The sequence below is a fragment of the Alistipes sp. Marseille-P2263 genome, assembly GCF_018101075.1.
GTDB classification, from domain to species: domain Bacteria; phylum Bacteroidota; class Bacteroidia; order Bacteroidales; family Rikenellaceae; genus Alistipes; species Alistipes dispar.
In genome coordinates this window covers 1-16,121 of the sequence record NZ_JAGQEJ010000006.1, presented here as the reverse complement: position 1 = coordinate 16,121, position 16,121 = coordinate 1, and the positions used below count along the sequence as shown (strand labels likewise).

Below are 16,121 nucleotides of genomic sequence, written 5' to 3'. Positions count from 1 at the left end.
CGCCGGCCTCCTTTACAGAGCGGCGTTTCGGAGCCGGGCCCCGCGCGTTCCGCCCGTCCGCACGGGGCCCCGCCGGATCAGAGGTCCGTGTTCCATTCGCCGTCGGCGTCGCCGTAGATCACCGGACGCGACGGTTCGACCGACCTGAGCCATTCGTAGGCCTTATACATATTGTATCCGTTGCCCGAGGGGCTGCCCAGGTCGTAGGCCACCACGCAGGTGAAATTGCGCGAACGGTAGTACATGGCCCGGACCCGCTCGAGGTACTCGTCGGCCAGTGCGGGGTCGTTCGAGGGCGTGCCGCCCACGCGGCGGTCGTCGCGCCGCTCGGGGGCGTCGATGGCGGCCCGGTCGATCACGTAGAGCCCCGTCCGGTCGCAGAGCTCGTAGAACCACGCCGGCTGCGGGAAGTCGGGGCAGACGGTGTTCTTGCCCTGCGCCTTGAGCGCTTTCAGCTCGGCGAGGGTCGTCTCGGGATCGGCCGCGGCGTTGTAGGAGGCGCGGACGAGCTGCAACTCCCTGCCCAGCCGCATCGGGCGGCCCTCCTCCAGTTCGGTCCGGCCGAATCCGATCCGCAGGGGCATGTACTCCTTGTAAACGCCGTCGCGGCGCGTGAAGAGCATCACCTTGTAAAGGGGCGGCGTCTTGCCGCCGGCCTTCCACTCGTTGTCGTAGGAGCCGTAGATGAAGGGGCTGAAACGCACCGTATCGACCGAACGGCCCGGGATCGAGACTTCGCGCATGTTGAAGTCGAGCAACTTGCCCTGCGGCGAGTAGATGTCGTATCCGACGGTCACCTTCTCGTCGTAGTTGAAGGCGTTCTGGGCGACGATGGCCAGCTCCAGGACGCCGAACCTGCGGGTCGAGTCGGGCACGAGGGCGATCTCGAAGTCGCGGATCGAACGTTTGTTCTGGTAGTAGAGATAGCTGTTCGCGAAGGCTTCGCGCCGGGGCGTCGCGGGGTTGATCTGCGGCGTCGCGCTCGGGCGCAGGACCAGGCGGATGTCGTTGGCTCCCTGCCGGATGTAGGGCGAGACGGCGAACTCGGCGGGTGTCGCGGGATCCTCGACTTCGGCCACGGGGCGGTCGTTGATCCAGAGCGAGTAGGCCGATCCGACGTTCTCCAGGTGGAGGTAGATCACCCCGTCGGTCCAGGCGTAGGGAATGTCGAGGGTCGCGCCCGATACGGCCATGTCGCCGGCCGCGGCCATCTGCCGCGGCGAGAAGGCGAGGTAGTAGCCGCCCGCCTCGCGGTTGCGGGCCTCGGCGTCGCGGCGCGTATCGTAGGGAATGACCTCGGTGCGGTGGATGCGTCCCGCCTCGTCGATTCTCACGGCGGAGGATTCCCCGTAGTCCTGCGCCGCTGCGGCCAGCGCCGAGAGGGCGAGGGCCGCTGTCGTTATCGTTCGTTTCATCGGAGTCCGAATTCGGTTCGTGAGTACGTGCAAAGGTACTTTTTTTTTGCCAAATCGCAAATTATGGCTAACTTTGTCAATTCGGAAAAATACCCTGAAACAGGATTAAAACAGATAATATGAAAACGCAGAGAATCGTAGAAATTCTGAAGTCCGGAGCCGTGGACTCCGACGTGGTGGTCAAAGGCTGGGTGCGCACCAAGCGCGGAAACAAGAACGTGGCCTTCATTGCCCTGAACGACGGGTCGTGCGTTGCGAACATACAGGTGGTGGTCGATTTGCAGAAGATCGCCGAAGAGCGGCTCAAACCCGTGACCACGGGGGCCTGCATCCGTGTGGACGGCCGGCTCGTGGCCTCGCCCGGCTCGGGGCAGGGCGTCGAGGTGCAGGCTTCGGACATCGAGATCTACGGCACGGCCGATCCCGACAGCTACCCCCTGCAGAAGAAGGGCCACTCGCTGGAGTTCCTGCGCGACATCGCCTACCTGCGTCCGCGCACCAACACCTTCGGCGCCGTGCTCCGCATCCGTCACGCCATGGCCTACGCCATCCACGAGTATTTCAACCGGAACGGCTTCTACTATTTCCACACCCCGATCATCACCGCTTCGGACTGCGAAGGCGCCGGGGCCATGTTCCAGGTGACGACGCTCGATTTGAACGATGTCCCCCGCAATGCCGAGGGAGAGGTGGACTACACGAAGGACTTCTTCGGCAAGTCGTGCAATCTCACGGTGTCGGGACAGCTCGAGGGCGAGCTGGGCGCGCTGTCGCTGGGACGCATCTACACCTTTGGTCCCACGTTCCGCGCCGAGAACTCCAATACGCCGCGCCATGCGTCGGAGTTCTGGATGATCGAGCCCGAGGCGGCGTTCTACGACCTGGAGGACAACATGGAGCTGGCCGAGGACTTCCTCAAGTACCTGATCCGCTATGCGCTGGAGCACTGCCGCGAGGACCTCGAGTTCATGAACAAGATGTGGAATCCGGGGCTGCTGGAGCGGCTGGGCTTCGTGCTGGAGAACGACTTCAAGCGCCTCGACTACACCGAAGGCATCGAAATACTGAAGGCTTCGGGCCGCAAGTTCGAATTTCCCTGCGACTGGGGCTGCGACCTGCAGTCGGAGCACGAGCGCTACCTGGTGGAGGAGCACTTCAAGCGTCCGGTCATCCTGATCAACTACCCGAAGGATATCAAGGCCTTCTACATGAAACAGAACGACGACGGCCGCACGGTACGCGCTATGGACGTATTGTTCCCCGGAATCGGCGAAATCATCGGCGGTTCGGAGCGCGAGGCCGATTACGGCAAGCTTCATGCACGGGTCGCCGAATTAGGCATGAGCGAGAAGGAACTCTGGTGGTATCTCGACACCCGCCGCTGGGGATCGGCTCCCCACTCGGGCTTCGGGCTGGGCTTCGACCGGCTGCTGCTCTTCGTGACGGGCATGACCAACATCCGTGACGTGCAGCCTTTCCCGCGCACGCCGCAGCATGCCGATTTTTAAGACGGACACCCGAACGATGAAGAGACCAGATTGGAATGAACGACCGCACGGCGGGGCTTCCGACGGTTCGGCCCGGCGAACGGCGATTGTGAAATTCTAAATTTGGACCCATTATGGCTATCAATCAGAAACAGGTACTTTCCCTTCAGCAGAAACTCTCTCCGCAGCAGATCCAGATGATCAAGCTGCTGGAACTGCCCGCCGTGCAGCTCGAACAGCGCATCAAGCAGGAGATCGAGGAGAACATCGTGCTGGAGGAAGAGGAGCATGCCTCCGACGAGGAGGAGCAGCCCCAGCAGATCTCCGTGGACGAATACCTGCGCGAGGACGACACGCCTTCGTACAAGAGCCGCATCAACAACTATTCGAAGGACGACAAGCAGCGGCCGGTCTATCTCACCGAAGGACGTTCGCTGCCGGAGTACCTGCTCGAGCAGTTGGGCTATCGCAATCTCTCGGAGCGCGACATGAAGCTGGCGACCTACCTCGTCGGGAGCATTGACGAGGACGGTTATCTGCGCCGCGACCTGGAATCGGTGGCCGACGACATCGCCTTCACGGTGGGCATCGAGACTTCGGCCGGGGAGCTGGAGCGGCTGCTCGGGATCATTCACGAACTGGAGCCCGCGGGCATCGGCGCGCGCGATCTGAGGGAATGTCTGCTCCTGCAGATGGCCCAGCAGCCGATGGACACCCGTCCCAAGCGGCTGGCGCGGAAGATTCTGACGAACTATTTCGACGAGTTCGTCAAGAAGCATTACGAGAAGCTCATGTCGCGGTTGCAGATCTCGGAGGACGACTTCCGGGACGCGATCGCCGAGATCAAGCGCCTCTCGCCCAAGCCCGGCAACCTTTATGTCGAGGGCGGAACCGACACGACGCCCTATATCGTGCCGGACTTCCTGCTCGACTACCAGGACGGGCATTTCCAGTTGTCGCTCAACTCCTACAACGTGCCCGAGGTGCGCATCAACCGCCGCTACATGGACATGATCCGGGAGATGGTCGGCTCGGGCGGGCTGGTCCGCGAGAAGGACCGGGAGGCGGTGCAGTTTGTCAAGAGCAAGATCGACTCGGCGAAGTGGTTCATTTCGGCCATCAAGCAGCGGCACGATACGCTGATGCGCACGATGCAGACCATTCTGGACTACCAGCAGGAGTATTTCAAGGACGGGGACAAGTCCAAGCTGCGGCCGATGATCCTCAAGGACATCGCCGACCGCACGGGGCTCGACGTCTCGACCATTTCGCGCGTGGTGAACAGCAAGTACGTGCAGACGCAGTTCGGGATCATCCTGCTCAAGTCGCTCTTCTCGGAGGCGATGCAGACCGATTCGGGCGAGGAGGTGTCGAGCTACGAGATCAAGAACATCCTGCAGGAGTGCATCGACGAAGAGGACAAGCGCAAGCCGCTCACGGACGAGACGCTGATGGACATTCTCAACGCGAAGGGCTACCGCATCGCCCGCCGCACGGTGGCCAAATACCGCGAGATGCTCGGCATTCCGGTCGCGCGGCTGCGCAAACAGATATGAGTATGAACGGGCGGGAAGACCGCCTGCGGAGAATTTTCACGGACGACGGCGCACCGCGGCGCGCCGGAAGACATAAACCGAATCCGGAATGAATTACACGAAACTTTCGAACGGCATATCGTGGGTCCTGCATCCGTTCGTGCTGCCGGTCTATATGATCGTGCTGCTGCTGACGGCCACGACCTTCGCGCTTTACCCCGCCAACGTGAAATTCTATCTGCTGTGGGTGGTCGTGCTCTATGCGGTCATCATTCCCGTCCTGGCGCTCGGGGTGCTGCGGTCGCTGGGGCGCATCTCCGATTTCCGGGTCGATGACCGGCGCGAGCGGCTGCTGCCGTTGCTGGTCGGGACGGTCTGCTACGTGTTGTGCGCCGTCACGATCTCCAAGATTCCTTCGGTGGTCTTCCTGCGGAAGTTCATGGTCGCGGCGGCCTGCTGCGAGGCGATGTGCTTCGCGGTCTCCCTGCGGTGGAAGATCAGCCTGCACCTGACAGGCATGGGGGCTGCCGTGGCGCTGCTGGTGGTGATGAACGTCGCAGGCGTGGGGCACATGCTCCTGCCGCTGACGATCGCCCTGCTCGGAGCGGGGGCGCTGGCCTCGGCGCGGCTCTACCTCGGCTGTCACAACGGGCGGCAGGTGCTGGCCGGTTTCGGCGGCGGGTTCGTCGTGGCGACGCTGGCGATGCTCTTTCTCTGACCCGGGAGGTGCGTTTCGGCCGTGCCCGTCGTTTCCGCCGGGAAGCGGAAGCCGGGTCGGCGGACTTCTGGAAAAACGGTTCACCCCTGTCGCAATCGAATTGCGACAGGGGTGAATTCCGTTTCGGAGAGCGCTTTTCCGGGGATCCGGTGGCGGCGTGCGTCAGACGCAACCTTGGGCGAGCATGGCGTTCGCCACCTTCATGAAGCCGCCGATATTGGCCCCCACGACGTAGTTGATATACCCGTCCGGCTCCGTGCCGTACTGCACGCAGACCGCGTGGATATTGCGCATGATCGCGTGCAGCCGGGCATCCACCTCCTCGGGCGTCCATGCGAGGCGCATCGAGTTCTGGCACATTTCGAGTCCCGAGGTGGCCACGCCGCCGGCGTTGGCCGCCTTGCCCGGGGCGTAGAGCAGGCGGTGCTGCTGGAAGAGGCGGATCGCCTCGGGCGTCGAGGGCATGTTGGCCCCTTCGGCCACGCACCGGCAGCCGTTGCCGACGAGTTTGCGGGCGTCCTCGCCGTCCAGCTCGTTCTGCGTGGCGCACGGCATGGCGATGTCGCACTTCTCGCCCCACGGACGCTCGCCGGGGTGATAGACGGCCGACGGATAGCGGTCGGCGTACTCCCGGATGCGGCCGCGGAAGATGTTCTTCAGCTCCATCACGTAGTCGAGCTTCTCGGGCGTGATGCCGTCGGGGTCGAATATGTAGCCCGACGAATCGGAGAGCGTCACGACTTTGGCTCCCAGCGCCGTGGCCTTCTGGCAGGCGTATTGGGCGACGTTGCCCGAACCCGAAACGGCCACGGTCTTGCCTTCGAACGAATCGCCGCGTGCGGCGAGCATCTCCTGGGCGAAGTAGCAGACGCCGTAGCCCGTGGCCTCGGGGCGCAGAGGGCTGCCGCCCCAGTCGCGGCCCTTGCCCGTGAGCGTGCCGGTGAACTCGTCGCGCAGCCGCTTGTACTGGCCGAAGAGGAAGCCGATCTCCCGGCCGCCCACGCCGATGTCGCCCGCCGGGACGTCGGTGTCCTGTCCGATGTGGCGCTGCAACTCGGTCATGAACGACTGGCAGAACTTCATCACCTCGTTGTCCGACTTGCCCTTCGGATCGAAGTCCGATCCGCCCTTGCCGCCGCCCATCGGGAGGGTCGTGAGGCTGTTCTTGAAGGTCTGCTCGAAGGCCAGGAACTTGAGGATCGAGAGGTTCACCGAGGGATGGAAGCGGATGCCGCCCTTGTAGGGGCCGATGGCGCTGTTCATCTGCACGCGGTAGCCGCGGTTGATCTCGATCTCCCCTTTGTCGTTGAGCCACGGTACGCGGAAGATGACGACGCGTTCGGGTTCGGCGATGCGTTCGAGAATCTTCATCTTCTGCAATACGGGGCTCGCCACGATGTGCGGGGCCAGCGATTCGGCCACCTCGCGGACGGCCTGGTGGAACTCCGCCTCGCCCGGGTTGCGGGCGATGAGCCGGGCCATGAAATCTTCGACATACTGTCTGGCTTGTTCGTTCATAGGCGTGATATTGTGTGATTCGTGTGATTTCCGACCCTAAAAATACGACATTCGGCGCTATTGTGCAACTTCTTTAAAAATTTCGTAAATATTTTACATATCTGTTCCGGCCCTGTTGCTTACGGTCCGGGAGTTGTGCGGGGACGGAGCCGTGCAACCGTAACGAAAAATGACGGATTCGCCGCGAATCCGTCATCTGGAATTTTTTTGAAAATTTTTCCGGCCTTTCGGCCGTCGGGCTATTTCTTGAACGAAAATCCGATGTAGAGGTTCTTGTAGTTGGCCAGCAGTGCCGAAGCGGCTTCCAGCGAGGCGGCCTGACTGCTGACGTCCTTCGCCAGTTCGAGCAGTTTGGTGACGGGGAAGAGCAGTTGCAGTTCCGAGCCGGAGACGTAGGCGCGTCCCGAAACGGCGCCGATCTTCTCGAGTTTCTCGTCGGAGGGGCATACCGAGACGGTGTGGCTCCCGGCGTCGTATTCGTAGGAGCCCGTGAGTTTCTGCTTGCCGAATGCGGCGGTGAATCCGCCTTCCCTGTCGAATGTGACGGTGCTGCTGCCCGGCTGGATACCCGCGGCCAGGTAGAGTTTGGCGAGCTGTTCCGAAATGGCGGGGACGAGCAGCGCGGCTCCGAGGTCCGCGGCGGCGTCCTCGCCCTCGAACCGCACGCCCGGGGCCGAATAGGTCCATGTGCCGGGCAGGGCGTATTGCGTCAGTTTGCCGTCCGTGGCCTTGTCGCCGACGGCGGTGGCGGCCTGTTTGAGGGCCTCCTGCCAGTTCTGCGCCGCGGCCGTGCCGCCGGCGAGCAGCAGCAGGAACAGCGGGAATATGATCCGTTTTTTCATCGTTCGTTCGTTTTTGGGTTTCAGGATAGGGTGTCGAGTTCTTTCAGCCATGCTTCGGCCGCGGCGTCGGAGGGCATCCGCCAGTCGCCGCGCGGCGAGAGGGTCACCGTGCCGACTTTCGGGCCGTCGGGCATGGCCGAGCGCTTGAACTGCTGCGAGAAGAAGCGGCGGATGAAGACCCCGAGCCATTTGCGGACTGCGGCCGCATCGTGGCTTCCGGCGAAGGCCCGCTCGGCCAGATAGCACAGTTTCGCCGGGCCGTATCCCGCGCGCAGGAAGTAGTAGAGGAAGAAGTCGTGCAGTTCGTAGGGACCCACGAGGTCTTCGGTGCGCTGGGCGATCGAGCCGTCGGCCTCGGCAGGCAGCAGTTCGGGGCTGACGGGCGTATCGAGTATGTCGAGCAGCGTGGCGCGCGTCGCGCCGTCCTCCGCGGTGTCGGCGACCCATCGGACCAGGTGGCGCACGAGGGTCTTGGGAACCGAGGCGTTCACGCCGTACATGGACATCTGGTCGCCGTTGTAGGTGGCCCAGCCCAGCGCGAGTTCCGACAGATCGCCCGTGCCGACCACCAGACCGCCCTCCATGTTGGCCACGTCCATCAGAATTTGCGTCCGTTCGCGGGCCTGGGCGTTCTCGTAGGCCGCCGAACGGTCCTCGGGCGGCAGGCCGATGTCGCGGAAGTGTTGCAGACAGGCGTCGCGAATCGGGATTTCGCGCACCGTGACACCCAGTCCGCGCATCAGTTGCAGGGCGTTGCGGTAGGTGCGGTCCGTCGTGCCGAAGCCCGGCATGGTGATTCCGAGGATGCCCTGCCGGTCGAGCCCCAGGAAGTCGAACGCACGGACGGCGACGAGCAGGGCGAGGGTCGAATCCAGTCCGCCCGAAATGCCGATGACGGCTTTCTGGCAGCGCGTGTGGCGGAGCCGCCGGGCCAGTCCGTGCGACTGAATGCGGAACACCTCCTCGCAGCGTTCGCTGCGGCGGCGCTCGTCTCGGGGTACGAACGGCATCGGGTCGATGTCGCGGTCGAGCGCCGCGGCACGCAGCCCTTCGGGAACCTCCATTTCGATCACGGTGAGCTCCGGGGCCGTTTCGGCCTGCCGGAACGAGGTGTTGCGGCGGCGTTCGAATTCCAGCCGCTGGAGGTCCACATCGGCCACGACGAGCTGTTCGTCGGCCGAGAAGCGCTCCGCCTCGCGCAGGATCCGTCCGTTCTCGGCGATCAGGGCGTTTCCGGCGAAGACCAGGTCGGTCGAGGATTCGCCGAAGCCCGCCGAGCAATAGACGTAGGCCGAGAGCGTCCGTGCCGACTGCTGGGCGACGAGCTGCCGCAGGTAGTCGTGCTTGCCGACGACCTCGGGCGAAGCCGAGAGGTTGAAGATCACCTTCGCGCCGCCCGCCGCGAGGAGCGACGAGGGCGGAACGGCGGCCCAGAGGTCCTCGCAGATCTCGATGCCGAACTCCGCGCCGTTCACCTCGAAGGTGAGATCCGTGCCGAAGTCCGCCGACTGGCCCGCCACGTCGATCCGTTCGCCGGAGATACCGGCTCCCGAGGCGAACCAGCGGGGTTCGTAGAACTCGGAGTAGCCGGGAATGACGCTCTTGGGAACGACGCCCAGCACGCGTCCCTGCGTGAAGACCGCGGCGCAGTTGTAGAGCGTCGTGCCGTGGCGCAGCGGGAGACCGGCGATGAGCGTGAGCGGAAGTTTGCGCGTCGCGCGGACGAGCCGTCCGAACGCTTCGTCCGCGGCGTCGAGCAGCGTGGATTGCAGCAGCAGGTCGCCGCACGTGTAGCCCGTGACGCCGAGTTCGGGGAACACCGCGATCTCGACGCCCCGCTGCGCGGCCTCTTCGGCCAAAGCGGCCATGCGCTCCGTATTGTAGTCGCAGTCGCCGACGCCGAGATGCGGGACGGCCGCCGCGACCTTCAGGAATCCGAAAGCATCCATAGGATTTGTTCCGTGTTTAGCGCGCCCAAAGCTGCGCCAGATTCAGGATGACCTGCCGGGCCTTGTGCATCGTGTCGAGCGAGCAGTATTCGAATTTGCCGTGGAAATTCATGCCTCCGGTGAACAGGTTCGGACACGGCAGCCCCATGAACGAGAGGCGCGCGCCGTCCGTGCCGCCGCGGATGGGCCTCACGAGCGGCTTCACGCCGGCCTGTTTCATCGCTTCGAGGGCCTTTTCGATCACCTGGGGGTGCGGCTCGACCATCTTGCGCATGTTGAAATACTGGTCCTTGAGCGTGAGCGTCAGCACGCCGTCGCCGTATTTCTTCTTCAGCAGGTCCACGCAGCTCCAGAGGAACACCTTCTTCTGTTCGAACCTGTCGGCGTCGTGGTCGCGGACGATGTAGCTCACCGCGGCCCGTTCGACCGTGCCGTTCACGCCGACGCAGTGGTAGAATCCCTCGTATCCTTCGGTGTACTGGGGCCGCTGTTCGGCCGGGAGCAGGGTCTGCAACTCGCAGGCCACGTCGAGGGCGTTGATCATCTTCCCCTTGGCGTAGCCCGGGTGGACGTTGCGGCCCTGGATGTCGATCCGGGCGCTCGCGGCGTTGAAGTTCTCGTACTCCAGCTCGCCCTCCATGCCGCCGTCCACGGTATAGGCGAAATCGGCGCCGAACGCCGCGACGTCGAAGTGATCGACGCCGCGACCCACCTCCTCGTCGGGCGTGAAGCCGATGCGGATCTTGCCGTGTTCGACCTCGGGATGCGTCATGAGGTATTCCGCGGCGCTCATGATCTCCGCCACGCCCGCCTTGTCGTCGGCCCCGAGCAGCGTCGTGCCGTCGGTGTGGATCAGCGTGTGGCCCTTGAAGAACGCCAGCTCGGGGAACTCCGCGACGCGCATCGTGAGCTGTCCGTTGAGGACGATGTCGCCGCCGTCGTACTCCTCGATGACGCGTGGCCGGACGTCTTTGCCGCTCATGTCGGGCGAGGTGTCCACATGGGCGATGAAGCCGATGACCGGAGCGTTCACGCATCCGGGCGTCGCGGGGATCGTGCCCATCACATAGCCGTATCGGTCCATCGTCACTTCGGTCATGCCGAGTGCCTCCATCTCGTCGCGCAGGACGCCGAGCAGCACCTTCTGCTTTTCGGTCGAGGGAAAGGTCGCGCTCTCCTCCGACGACTGCGTGTCGTAGGAGACGTATTTCAGAAATCGTTCCTTGAGTTCCATATCGTGTCTTTTTAATCGTGTCTTTTTAGATGTTACTCCTCATTTCTTGGCCCGCAGGGTGTGCCATGCGAAGTAGCCGATCAGGGCGATGTACATGGCGAGCCCGGTCCATTCGGCCGCGTTCGAGGCGGCCCAGCGTGCGAGATACCAGTCCACCTCGCAGAATTTCAGCACGGCGCTCACCACGCCCATCAGCGCGCCGCCGGCGATGAATCCCGAGGCGATGAGCGTGCCGCGGTCGAAGCGCGCCTTGTTCAGCGCGCCGTCCTTCGAGCGGTTCGAGACGAACCATGCCACCAGGCCGCCGACGACCAGCGGGGCGTTCAGTTCCATCGGGATGAACATGCCCAGCGCGAAGGCCAGGGCCGGAACCCCGATCGCGGTGAGCGTCAGCGCCAGCGCGGCGCCGCAGAAATAGAGCATCCACGGGGTCTGCCCTCCGGTCATGAGCGGTTGCAGCACGGCGGCCATGGCGTTGGCCTGCGGGGCGACGAGCGCCCCTTCACCCACGAAACCGTAGGATTTGTTGAGCACGATCATCACGCCGGCGACCGTGGCGGCCGAAACCAGCGTGCCGAGGAATTTCCAGGTCTCCTGCTTCCGGGGCGTCGTGCCGAGCCAGTAGCCGATCTTGAGGTCCGTGACGAAGCCGCCGGCCATCGAGAGAGCCGTGCAGACCACGCCGCCGATGACCAGCGCGGCGGTCATGCCCGTCGTGCCGCTCAGCCCGACGCTCACCAGCACGAGCGACGAGAGGATGAGCGTCATGAGCGTCATGCCCGACACGGGGTTCGTGCCGACGATGGCGATGGCGTTGGCCGCGACGGTGGTGAAGAGGAACGAGATGACGAAGACGATCAGCAGCGCCGTGACGGACTGCACCCAGCCGTCCAGCAGGCCGAAATGGAAGAAGACGAAGACCGCGAGCAGCGTGGCGACGAGAATCGTCAGCACGCGCTTCATCGTGAGGTCGCGCTGCGTGCGCTGCGTGTCGCCACCTCCCGTCGTCTTGCCGCCGCCGAACTCCGAGACGGCCAGCCCCACGGCCTGACGGATGATTTTCGACTGGCGGACGATGCCGATGATCCCGGCCATGGCGATGCCGCCGATACCGATGGGCTTGCCGATGAAGGCGAAGAGGTTCTCGGCCGTGAAGAGGCTCTCGGGATGCGCGAGCAGTTCGGGGTTCGTCACGCCCAGCAGCGAAGCCATCGCCGCGGGGTCGATCGCTTCGGCCAGCGACCCCGCGACGGGCACGAGGACGAACCACACGAGGCACGAACCGGCGGTGATGATCATGGCGTATTTGAGTCCGATGATGTAGCCCAGACCCAGCACGGCGGCCGAGGTGTTGAGGCCGAAGACCACCTTGAACTTGTCGGCGGCGACCTGTCCCCACGTGCAGATGCGTGTCGAGACGGACTCGGTCCAGAGCCCGAAGGTCCCGACGACGAAGTCGTACAGACCGCCCACGAGGCCCGCCACGGCCAGCAGGCGGGCCTGGTCGCCGCCCTTCTCGCCCGAGACCAGCACTTCGGTGGTGGCCGTCGCTTCGGGGAAGGGATACTTGCCGTGCATCTCCTTGACGAAGTATTTGCGGAAGGGGATGAGCAGCACGATGCCCAGCAGGCCGCCGAAGAGCGACGAGAGGAACACCTGCCAGAAGGCGGCGTCGAGGCCGAGGATGTAGAGCGCCGGAAGGGTGAAGATCGCTCCGGCGACGATCACGCCCGACGAGGCGCCGATCGACTGGATGATGACGTTCTGTCCCAGCATGTTCTTCTTGCCCAGCACCGTGCCCATGCCTACGGCGATGATGGCGATCGGGATGGCGGCTTCGAACACCTGGCCGACCTTGAGGCCGAGGAACGCGGCGGCGGCCGAGAAGACGACGGCCATTGCGACGCCCATGAGGACCGAATAGGGGGTTACCTCCGTCGGCGACGAGGCGGCGGGCATCAGGGGACGGTACTCCTCGCCCGGTTTGAGCTCCCGGTAGGCGTTCTCGGGCAGCGAAGTCTGAGGTTTCTGCTCTTCCATGTATCGAATCTCTATGAGTTGGTGTGTTTGTCGGGGCTTTTCCGCAGGATGTGCGGCGGTCAGCGGTTGTCGCCGCTGCCGGCGATCCGGTGGCGCTGCATCCGCGAGCGGAGTTTGTCCACGTTCGTCTGCGCGACCTCTTCGAGGTCGAAGCCCAGGTCGTGCGAAAGCGTGGCGCAGTACCACAGTACGTCGCCGATCTCCTTCATGATCTCCTGCCGCTTCTCGGGCGTGAACTCCCCGCCGGCGTCGCGGATCACCTTTTTCACCTTGTCGGCCACTTCGCCGGCTTCGCCCGTAAGTCCGAGCGTGGGGTAGATGATGCGGCTCTGTTCAGGATAGACGGCCGTTTCGAGGGCGTGCCGCTGGTATTCGTTGAGTGTCATGGTGCGAGTGTTTTTTCGGGGTTCGTGTTACCGAAAGGCAAAAATAACAAAAAATACGGAAAATCCGCCCGGAAGCGGACCTCCTTCGCCTGCTTTCCGGAAAAAATCCGCTGTGCGGCGGTGCTGTGCGGTCTCCTTTTACCGGAATGTAATACGGATGCCGCCGGATTGTAATATCCGTTCGCTTCTTTTGCGGCCGGTTGAACACGGCAGCCGGACGGCCCGGGCGGGCCTCTGTCCGCTGCCCCGCTAAAACGGATATGCGAATGCTGAAACATCCCGTCATCCTTCTCCTTTCGTCGGTCCTCTGCGCCGCGCCCTCCGCTGTCCGGGCGGGCGGTCTGATGCCGTTCGGGCGGCGGACCGCCGGGACGGCCGTCGCGGAAGAGACCGGCGGCTCTGCGGCAGGGTCCTCCGATACGCTGGCGGTCCGGAGCGCCGGGCGCGCCTTTTCCGTGCAGGTCCACGGGACCGTGCGCGGCAAGTTCGAATACCAGCCCGAAATCGGCAAGGGGCGCTTCGAGGTGCGGAACGCCCGCTTCAGCCTTTCGGGCGATCTGCTGCCGGCGGTGGCCTACAAGGCGGAGATCGACCTCTCGGACGAGGGTTCGATCAAAATGCTCGACGCCTATGTCCGGCTGGGGATGCTGCGCCGCAGGCTCTCCTTCACGATCGGACAGATGCGCGTGCCGTTCACCATCGACGCCCACCGTTCGCCCCACGAGCAGTATTTCGCCAACCGTTCGTTCATCGCCAAGCAGGCGGGGAACGTGCGCGACGTCGGGGCGACGCTCGGCTGGCGGTTCGGGCGGCGTGTGCCGGTGGTGCTCGAGGCGGGCGTTTTCAACGGTTCGGGGCTGACCGCGCAGAAGGATTTCTGGACCGGACGGTTCAACTATTCGCTCAAGGCGCAGGCACGGCTGGGCGGGCGTTTCAACCTGTCGGCCAGCGTGCAGAAGATACGTCCCGGCGAGGTCGATATCATGATGTACGACGCCGGGGCCTACTACGAGCACGGCCGCTGGCATGTCGAGGGCGAGTACCTGCGCAAGGAGTATGCCGACGGGCTTTTTCCCGGCGTGAATGCCGTGGATGCCTTCGTATGCCGGGATTTTCCCCTCCGGCGATGGTTCCGCAAGGTCTCGGTGCTGGCGCGTTACGACTACATGTCCGACCACAGCGACGGCCTGTTCGGCGAAGGGGGCGTGCTGGAGACGGACGACGCCCGCCGCCACCGTCTCACGGGCGGCCTGACGTTCAGTCTCGGGCTGCCTTTCACGGCCGACATCCGGCTCAACTACGAGGCCTATTTCTACCGCGAATCGGTGCGTCCGGCCCTTTCGGAGCAGGACAAACTGGTGGTGGAGCTGATGTGCCGCTTCTGATTCCGAAGGCGGAGCCGTGCTCTCTTCCGGAGACTCCGGTGGCGGCGATACGACGGACGGCGCGGAAATCCGTTTCCCGCGCCGTCCGTGCCGTGTTCCGGCGGATCACAATGCCTCGAGCGCCTTCTCCAGTCCGATGCCGCGCGATCCCTTGAGCAGGACGAGCGCGTTCTCCACGGGGCGCGTGCGGAGCCGTTCGAGCAGCTCCTCGCGCGAGGCGAACAGCTCCGTCGCGGCGGGTTTGCGGGGAAGGGCCGCCACGGCGCGGGCGAACTCCGGACCGACCAGCAGCAGTTGCGTGGCGGTTCCGGCCGGAAGCGGTGCGGCGCCAAAGGCGCCGGCTCCCTGCAAAGCGAGCCGGACGACGGTGGCATGCTCTTCGGCCGACCACTCGCCCAGTTCGAGCATGTCGCCCAGGATGAGCACCCGGGCCGTGCGGCGGCCGAGCGGTTCGGCGAGGAAGTTCTCGACCGACGCGCGCATGCTCGACGGATTGGCGTTGTAGCAATCGACCACGAGCGTGTTGCGCTCCGTCTCGGTGCGCTGCGAGCGGTTGTTGTCGGGCGTGTAGGAGGCGATGGCTCGGCGTATCTCCCCGTCGGGGATGCCGAAGCGGTGTCCCACGGCGACGGCCGCGGCGATGTTGTACCGGTTGTAGCTACCTTCGAGCCGGTTTTCCAAGCCGTCGGCCAGCGAGCGCGAATAGCGTTCGACGGCCATCGCGGGGCGTTCGGCGGCCATCGCCGAGAGCGTCGCGTCCTCCTCGGGGACGAAGGCCGTGCCGCCGTGCGCGGCGAGGTAGTCGAACAGCTCGCCCTTGCCGCGGCGGACCCCCTCGGGGCCTCCGAACCCTTCGAGGTGGGCGCGTCCCACGTTGGTCAGCAGGCCGTAGTCGGGGTCGGCGACGGAGGCCAGCAGGGCGATTTCGCCGCAGGCGCTCGCGCCCATCTCCACGATGCCGAACTGCGTGCGGGCATCCATCGCCAGCAGCGTCAGCGGGACGCCGATGTGGTTGTTGAGGTTGCCGCGGGTGGCATAGACCTCGAAACGGCTCGCGAGGACGCGGCTCACGAGTTCCTTGGTGGTGGTTTTTCCGTTGCTGCCCGATATGGCGAGGATCGGGATGCCCAGTGCGCGGCGGTGTTCGCGCGCGAGAGCCTGGAGGGCTTGCAGCGTGTCGGGTACGAAACGTATGCGGGGATCGCCGCCGGCCGCCGCGGGATCGTCCGCCACGGCGAAGGCCGCTCCACGGACGAGGGCTTCGGCGACGAAGCGGTTGCCGTCGAACGTGGCGCCGCGCAGGGCGAAGAAGACCGACCCCGGCACGATCCGGCGCGTGTCGGTCGAGACGACGGGGTGTTCGAGGAAAAGTTCGTAGAGTTCGGACATGGGGTTCTGGAATGGCGGGGCGGGGGGGGGCCCCCGGCCCCCCGCGGGCCGGGGGGGGTGGTGGCGGTGTGGGGGTTTACTTTCTTTTTCCTTTTTACATCTCCCCGCCCCCCCCAAACCTCCGGAAATCGGATGCCGTCTTTTGTTTTTTAAAAAAAAAAAAAATACAAAAATCAACCGACCTTCTGGACTCTCCACTCCCCGTTAACTTTCCTTACGTCTT

Annotated in this window: 12 protein-coding genes; 4 read left to right on the top strand and 8 right to left on the bottom strand. The window is 64.4% G+C overall.

The window, feature by feature from the left end; genetic code table 11:
* Nucleotides 1-77: 77 nt before the first annotated feature.
* Nucleotides 78-1,415: a glycoside hydrolase family 2 TIM barrel-domain containing protein gene (locus KB554_RS08335; protein WP_211035565.1), complete on the bottom strand. Its 1,338-nt coding sequence runs from the start codon at nucleotides 1,413-1,415 to the stop codon at nucleotides 78-80.
* A 119-nt stretch (nucleotides 1,416-1,534) separates the two neighbouring features.
* On the opposite strand from KB554_RS08335, the gene asnS reads away from it, so the two are divergent.
* The 3 genes from asnS (at nucleotide 1,535) to KB554_RS08320 (ending at nucleotide 5,155) form a co-directional block, all read left to right on the top strand.
* On the top strand, nucleotides 1,535-2,923 hold the full coding sequence (gene asnS / locus KB554_RS08330; protein WP_141429196.1) for an asparagine--tRNA ligase: 1,389 nt from the start codon (nucleotides 1,535-1,537) through the stop codon (nucleotides 2,921-2,923).
* A 113-nt stretch (nucleotides 2,924-3,036) separates the two neighbouring features.
* A complete protein-coding gene (rpoN, locus tag KB554_RS08325; protein WP_141429198.1) occupies nucleotides 3,037-4,458 on the top strand; it encodes an RNA polymerase factor sigma-54 in 1,422 nt (473 codons plus the stop codon).
* An 88-nt stretch (nucleotides 4,459-4,546) separates the two neighbouring features.
* Nucleotides 4,547-5,155, top strand: a complete 609-nt coding sequence (locus tag KB554_RS08320; RefSeq protein WP_141429200.1) for a hypothetical protein — start codon at nucleotides 4,547-4,549, stop codon at nucleotides 5,153-5,155.
* 162 nt (nucleotides 5,156-5,317) lie between these two features.
* On the opposite strand, the gene gdhA is transcribed toward KB554_RS08320, so the two are convergent.
* The 6 genes from gdhA to KB554_RS08290 all read right to left on the bottom strand — a co-directional run bounded on the left by gdhA (nucleotide 5,318) and on the right by KB554_RS08290 (nucleotide 13,124).
* Entirely contained in the window at nucleotides 5,318-6,673 is a 1,356-nt protein-coding gene (gene gdhA, locus KB554_RS08315; RefSeq protein WP_211035563.1) for an NADP-specific glutamate dehydrogenase, read from the bottom strand.
* 239 nt (nucleotides 6,674-6,912) lie between these two features.
* On the bottom strand, nucleotides 6,913-7,515 hold the full coding sequence (locus KB554_RS08310) for a DUF4923 family protein (protein WP_211035562.1): 603 nt from the start codon (nucleotides 7,513-7,515) through the stop codon (nucleotides 6,913-6,915).
* Between the two features lie 20 nt (nucleotides 7,516-7,535).
* Nucleotides 7,536-9,464 carry an NAD(+) synthase gene (locus tag KB554_RS08305; RefSeq protein WP_211035560.1) on the bottom strand — a complete coding sequence of 643 codons (1,929 nt, stop codon included), beginning with the start codon at nucleotides 9,462-9,464 and terminating at the stop codon, nucleotides 7,536-7,538.
* A gap of 16 nt (nucleotides 9,465-9,480) precedes the next feature.
* Nucleotides 9,481-10,698, bottom strand: coding sequence for a peptidase T (pepT, locus tag KB554_RS08300; protein WP_211035558.1), 1,218 nt, complete (start codon nucleotides 10,696-10,698; stop codon nucleotides 9,481-9,483).
* 39 nt (nucleotides 10,699-10,737) lie between these two features.
* Complete coding sequence (locus KB554_RS08295; RefSeq protein ID WP_211035556.1) at nucleotides 10,738-12,738, bottom strand: oligopeptide transporter, OPT family; 2,001 nt, start codon at nucleotides 12,736-12,738, stop codon at nucleotides 10,738-10,740.
* A 59-nt stretch (nucleotides 12,739-12,797) separates the two neighbouring features.
* The gene (locus KB554_RS08290; RefSeq protein WP_141429211.1) at nucleotides 12,798-13,124 is read right to left on the bottom strand and encodes a nucleoside triphosphate pyrophosphohydrolase family protein; all 327 of its coding nucleotides are present in this window, start codon (nucleotides 13,122-13,124) and stop codon (nucleotides 12,798-12,800) included.
* A gap of 260 nt (nucleotides 13,125-13,384) precedes the next feature.
* Between KB554_RS08290 and KB554_RS08285 the strand changes: the two genes are divergently transcribed.
* Nucleotides 13,385-14,509, top strand: coding sequence for a porin (locus KB554_RS08285; RefSeq protein ID WP_242116242.1), 1,125 nt, complete (start codon nucleotides 13,385-13,387; stop codon nucleotides 14,507-14,509).
* A gap of 105 nt (nucleotides 14,510-14,614) precedes the next feature.
* Here the strand turns inward: KB554_RS08285 and murF are convergent, their stop codons facing one another.
* On the bottom strand, nucleotides 14,615-15,898 hold the full coding sequence (gene murF / locus KB554_RS08280; RefSeq protein ID WP_211035554.1) for a UDP-N-acetylmuramoyl-tripeptide--D-alanyl-D-alanine ligase: 1,284 nt from the start codon (nucleotides 15,896-15,898) through the stop codon (nucleotides 14,615-14,617).
* Between the last annotated feature and the right edge of the window lie 223 nt (nucleotides 15,899-16,121).

Coding starts and splice junctions, on each gene's coding strand:
- KB554_RS08320 (WP_141429200.1), top strand. CDS start 4,547: ATGAATTACACGAAACTTTCGAACGGCATATCGTGGGTCCTGCATCCG.
- KB554_RS08335 (WP_211035565.1), bottom strand. CDS start 1,415: ATGAAACGAACGATAACGACAGCGGCCCTCGCCCTCTCGGCGCTGGCC.
- asnS (WP_141429196.1), top strand. CDS start 1,535: ATGAAAACGCAGAGAATCGTAGAAATTCTGAAGTCCGGAGCCGTGGAC.
- rpoN (WP_141429198.1), top strand. CDS start 3,037: ATGGCTATCAATCAGAAACAGGTACTTTCCCTTCAGCAGAAACTCTCT.
- KB554_RS08285 (WP_242116242.1), top strand. CDS start 13,385: ATGCGAATGCTGAAACATCCCGTCATCCTTCTCCTTTCGTCGGTCCTC.
- KB554_RS08290 (WP_141429211.1), bottom strand. CDS start 13,124: ATGACACTCAACGAATACCAGCGGCACGCCCTCGAAACGGCCGTCTAT.
- murF (WP_211035554.1), bottom strand. CDS start 15,898: ATGTCCGAACTCTACGAACTTTTCCTCGAACACCCCGTCGTCTCGACC.
- KB554_RS08305 (WP_211035560.1), bottom strand. CDS start 9,464: ATGGATGCTTTCGGATTCCTGAAGGTCGCGGCGGCCGTCCCGCATCTC.
- KB554_RS08310 (WP_211035562.1), bottom strand. CDS start 7,515: ATGAAAAAACGGATCATATTCCCGCTGTTCCTGCTGCTGCTCGCCGGC.
- gdhA (WP_211035563.1), bottom strand. CDS start 6,673: ATGAACGAACAAGCCAGACAGTATGTCGAAGATTTCATGGCCCGGCTC.
- KB554_RS08295 (WP_211035556.1), bottom strand. CDS start 12,738: ATGGAAGAGCAGAAACCTCAGACTTCGCTGCCCGAGAACGCCTACCGG.
- pepT (WP_211035558.1), bottom strand. CDS start 10,698: ATGGAACTCAAGGAACGATTTCTGAAATACGTCTCCTACGACACGCAG.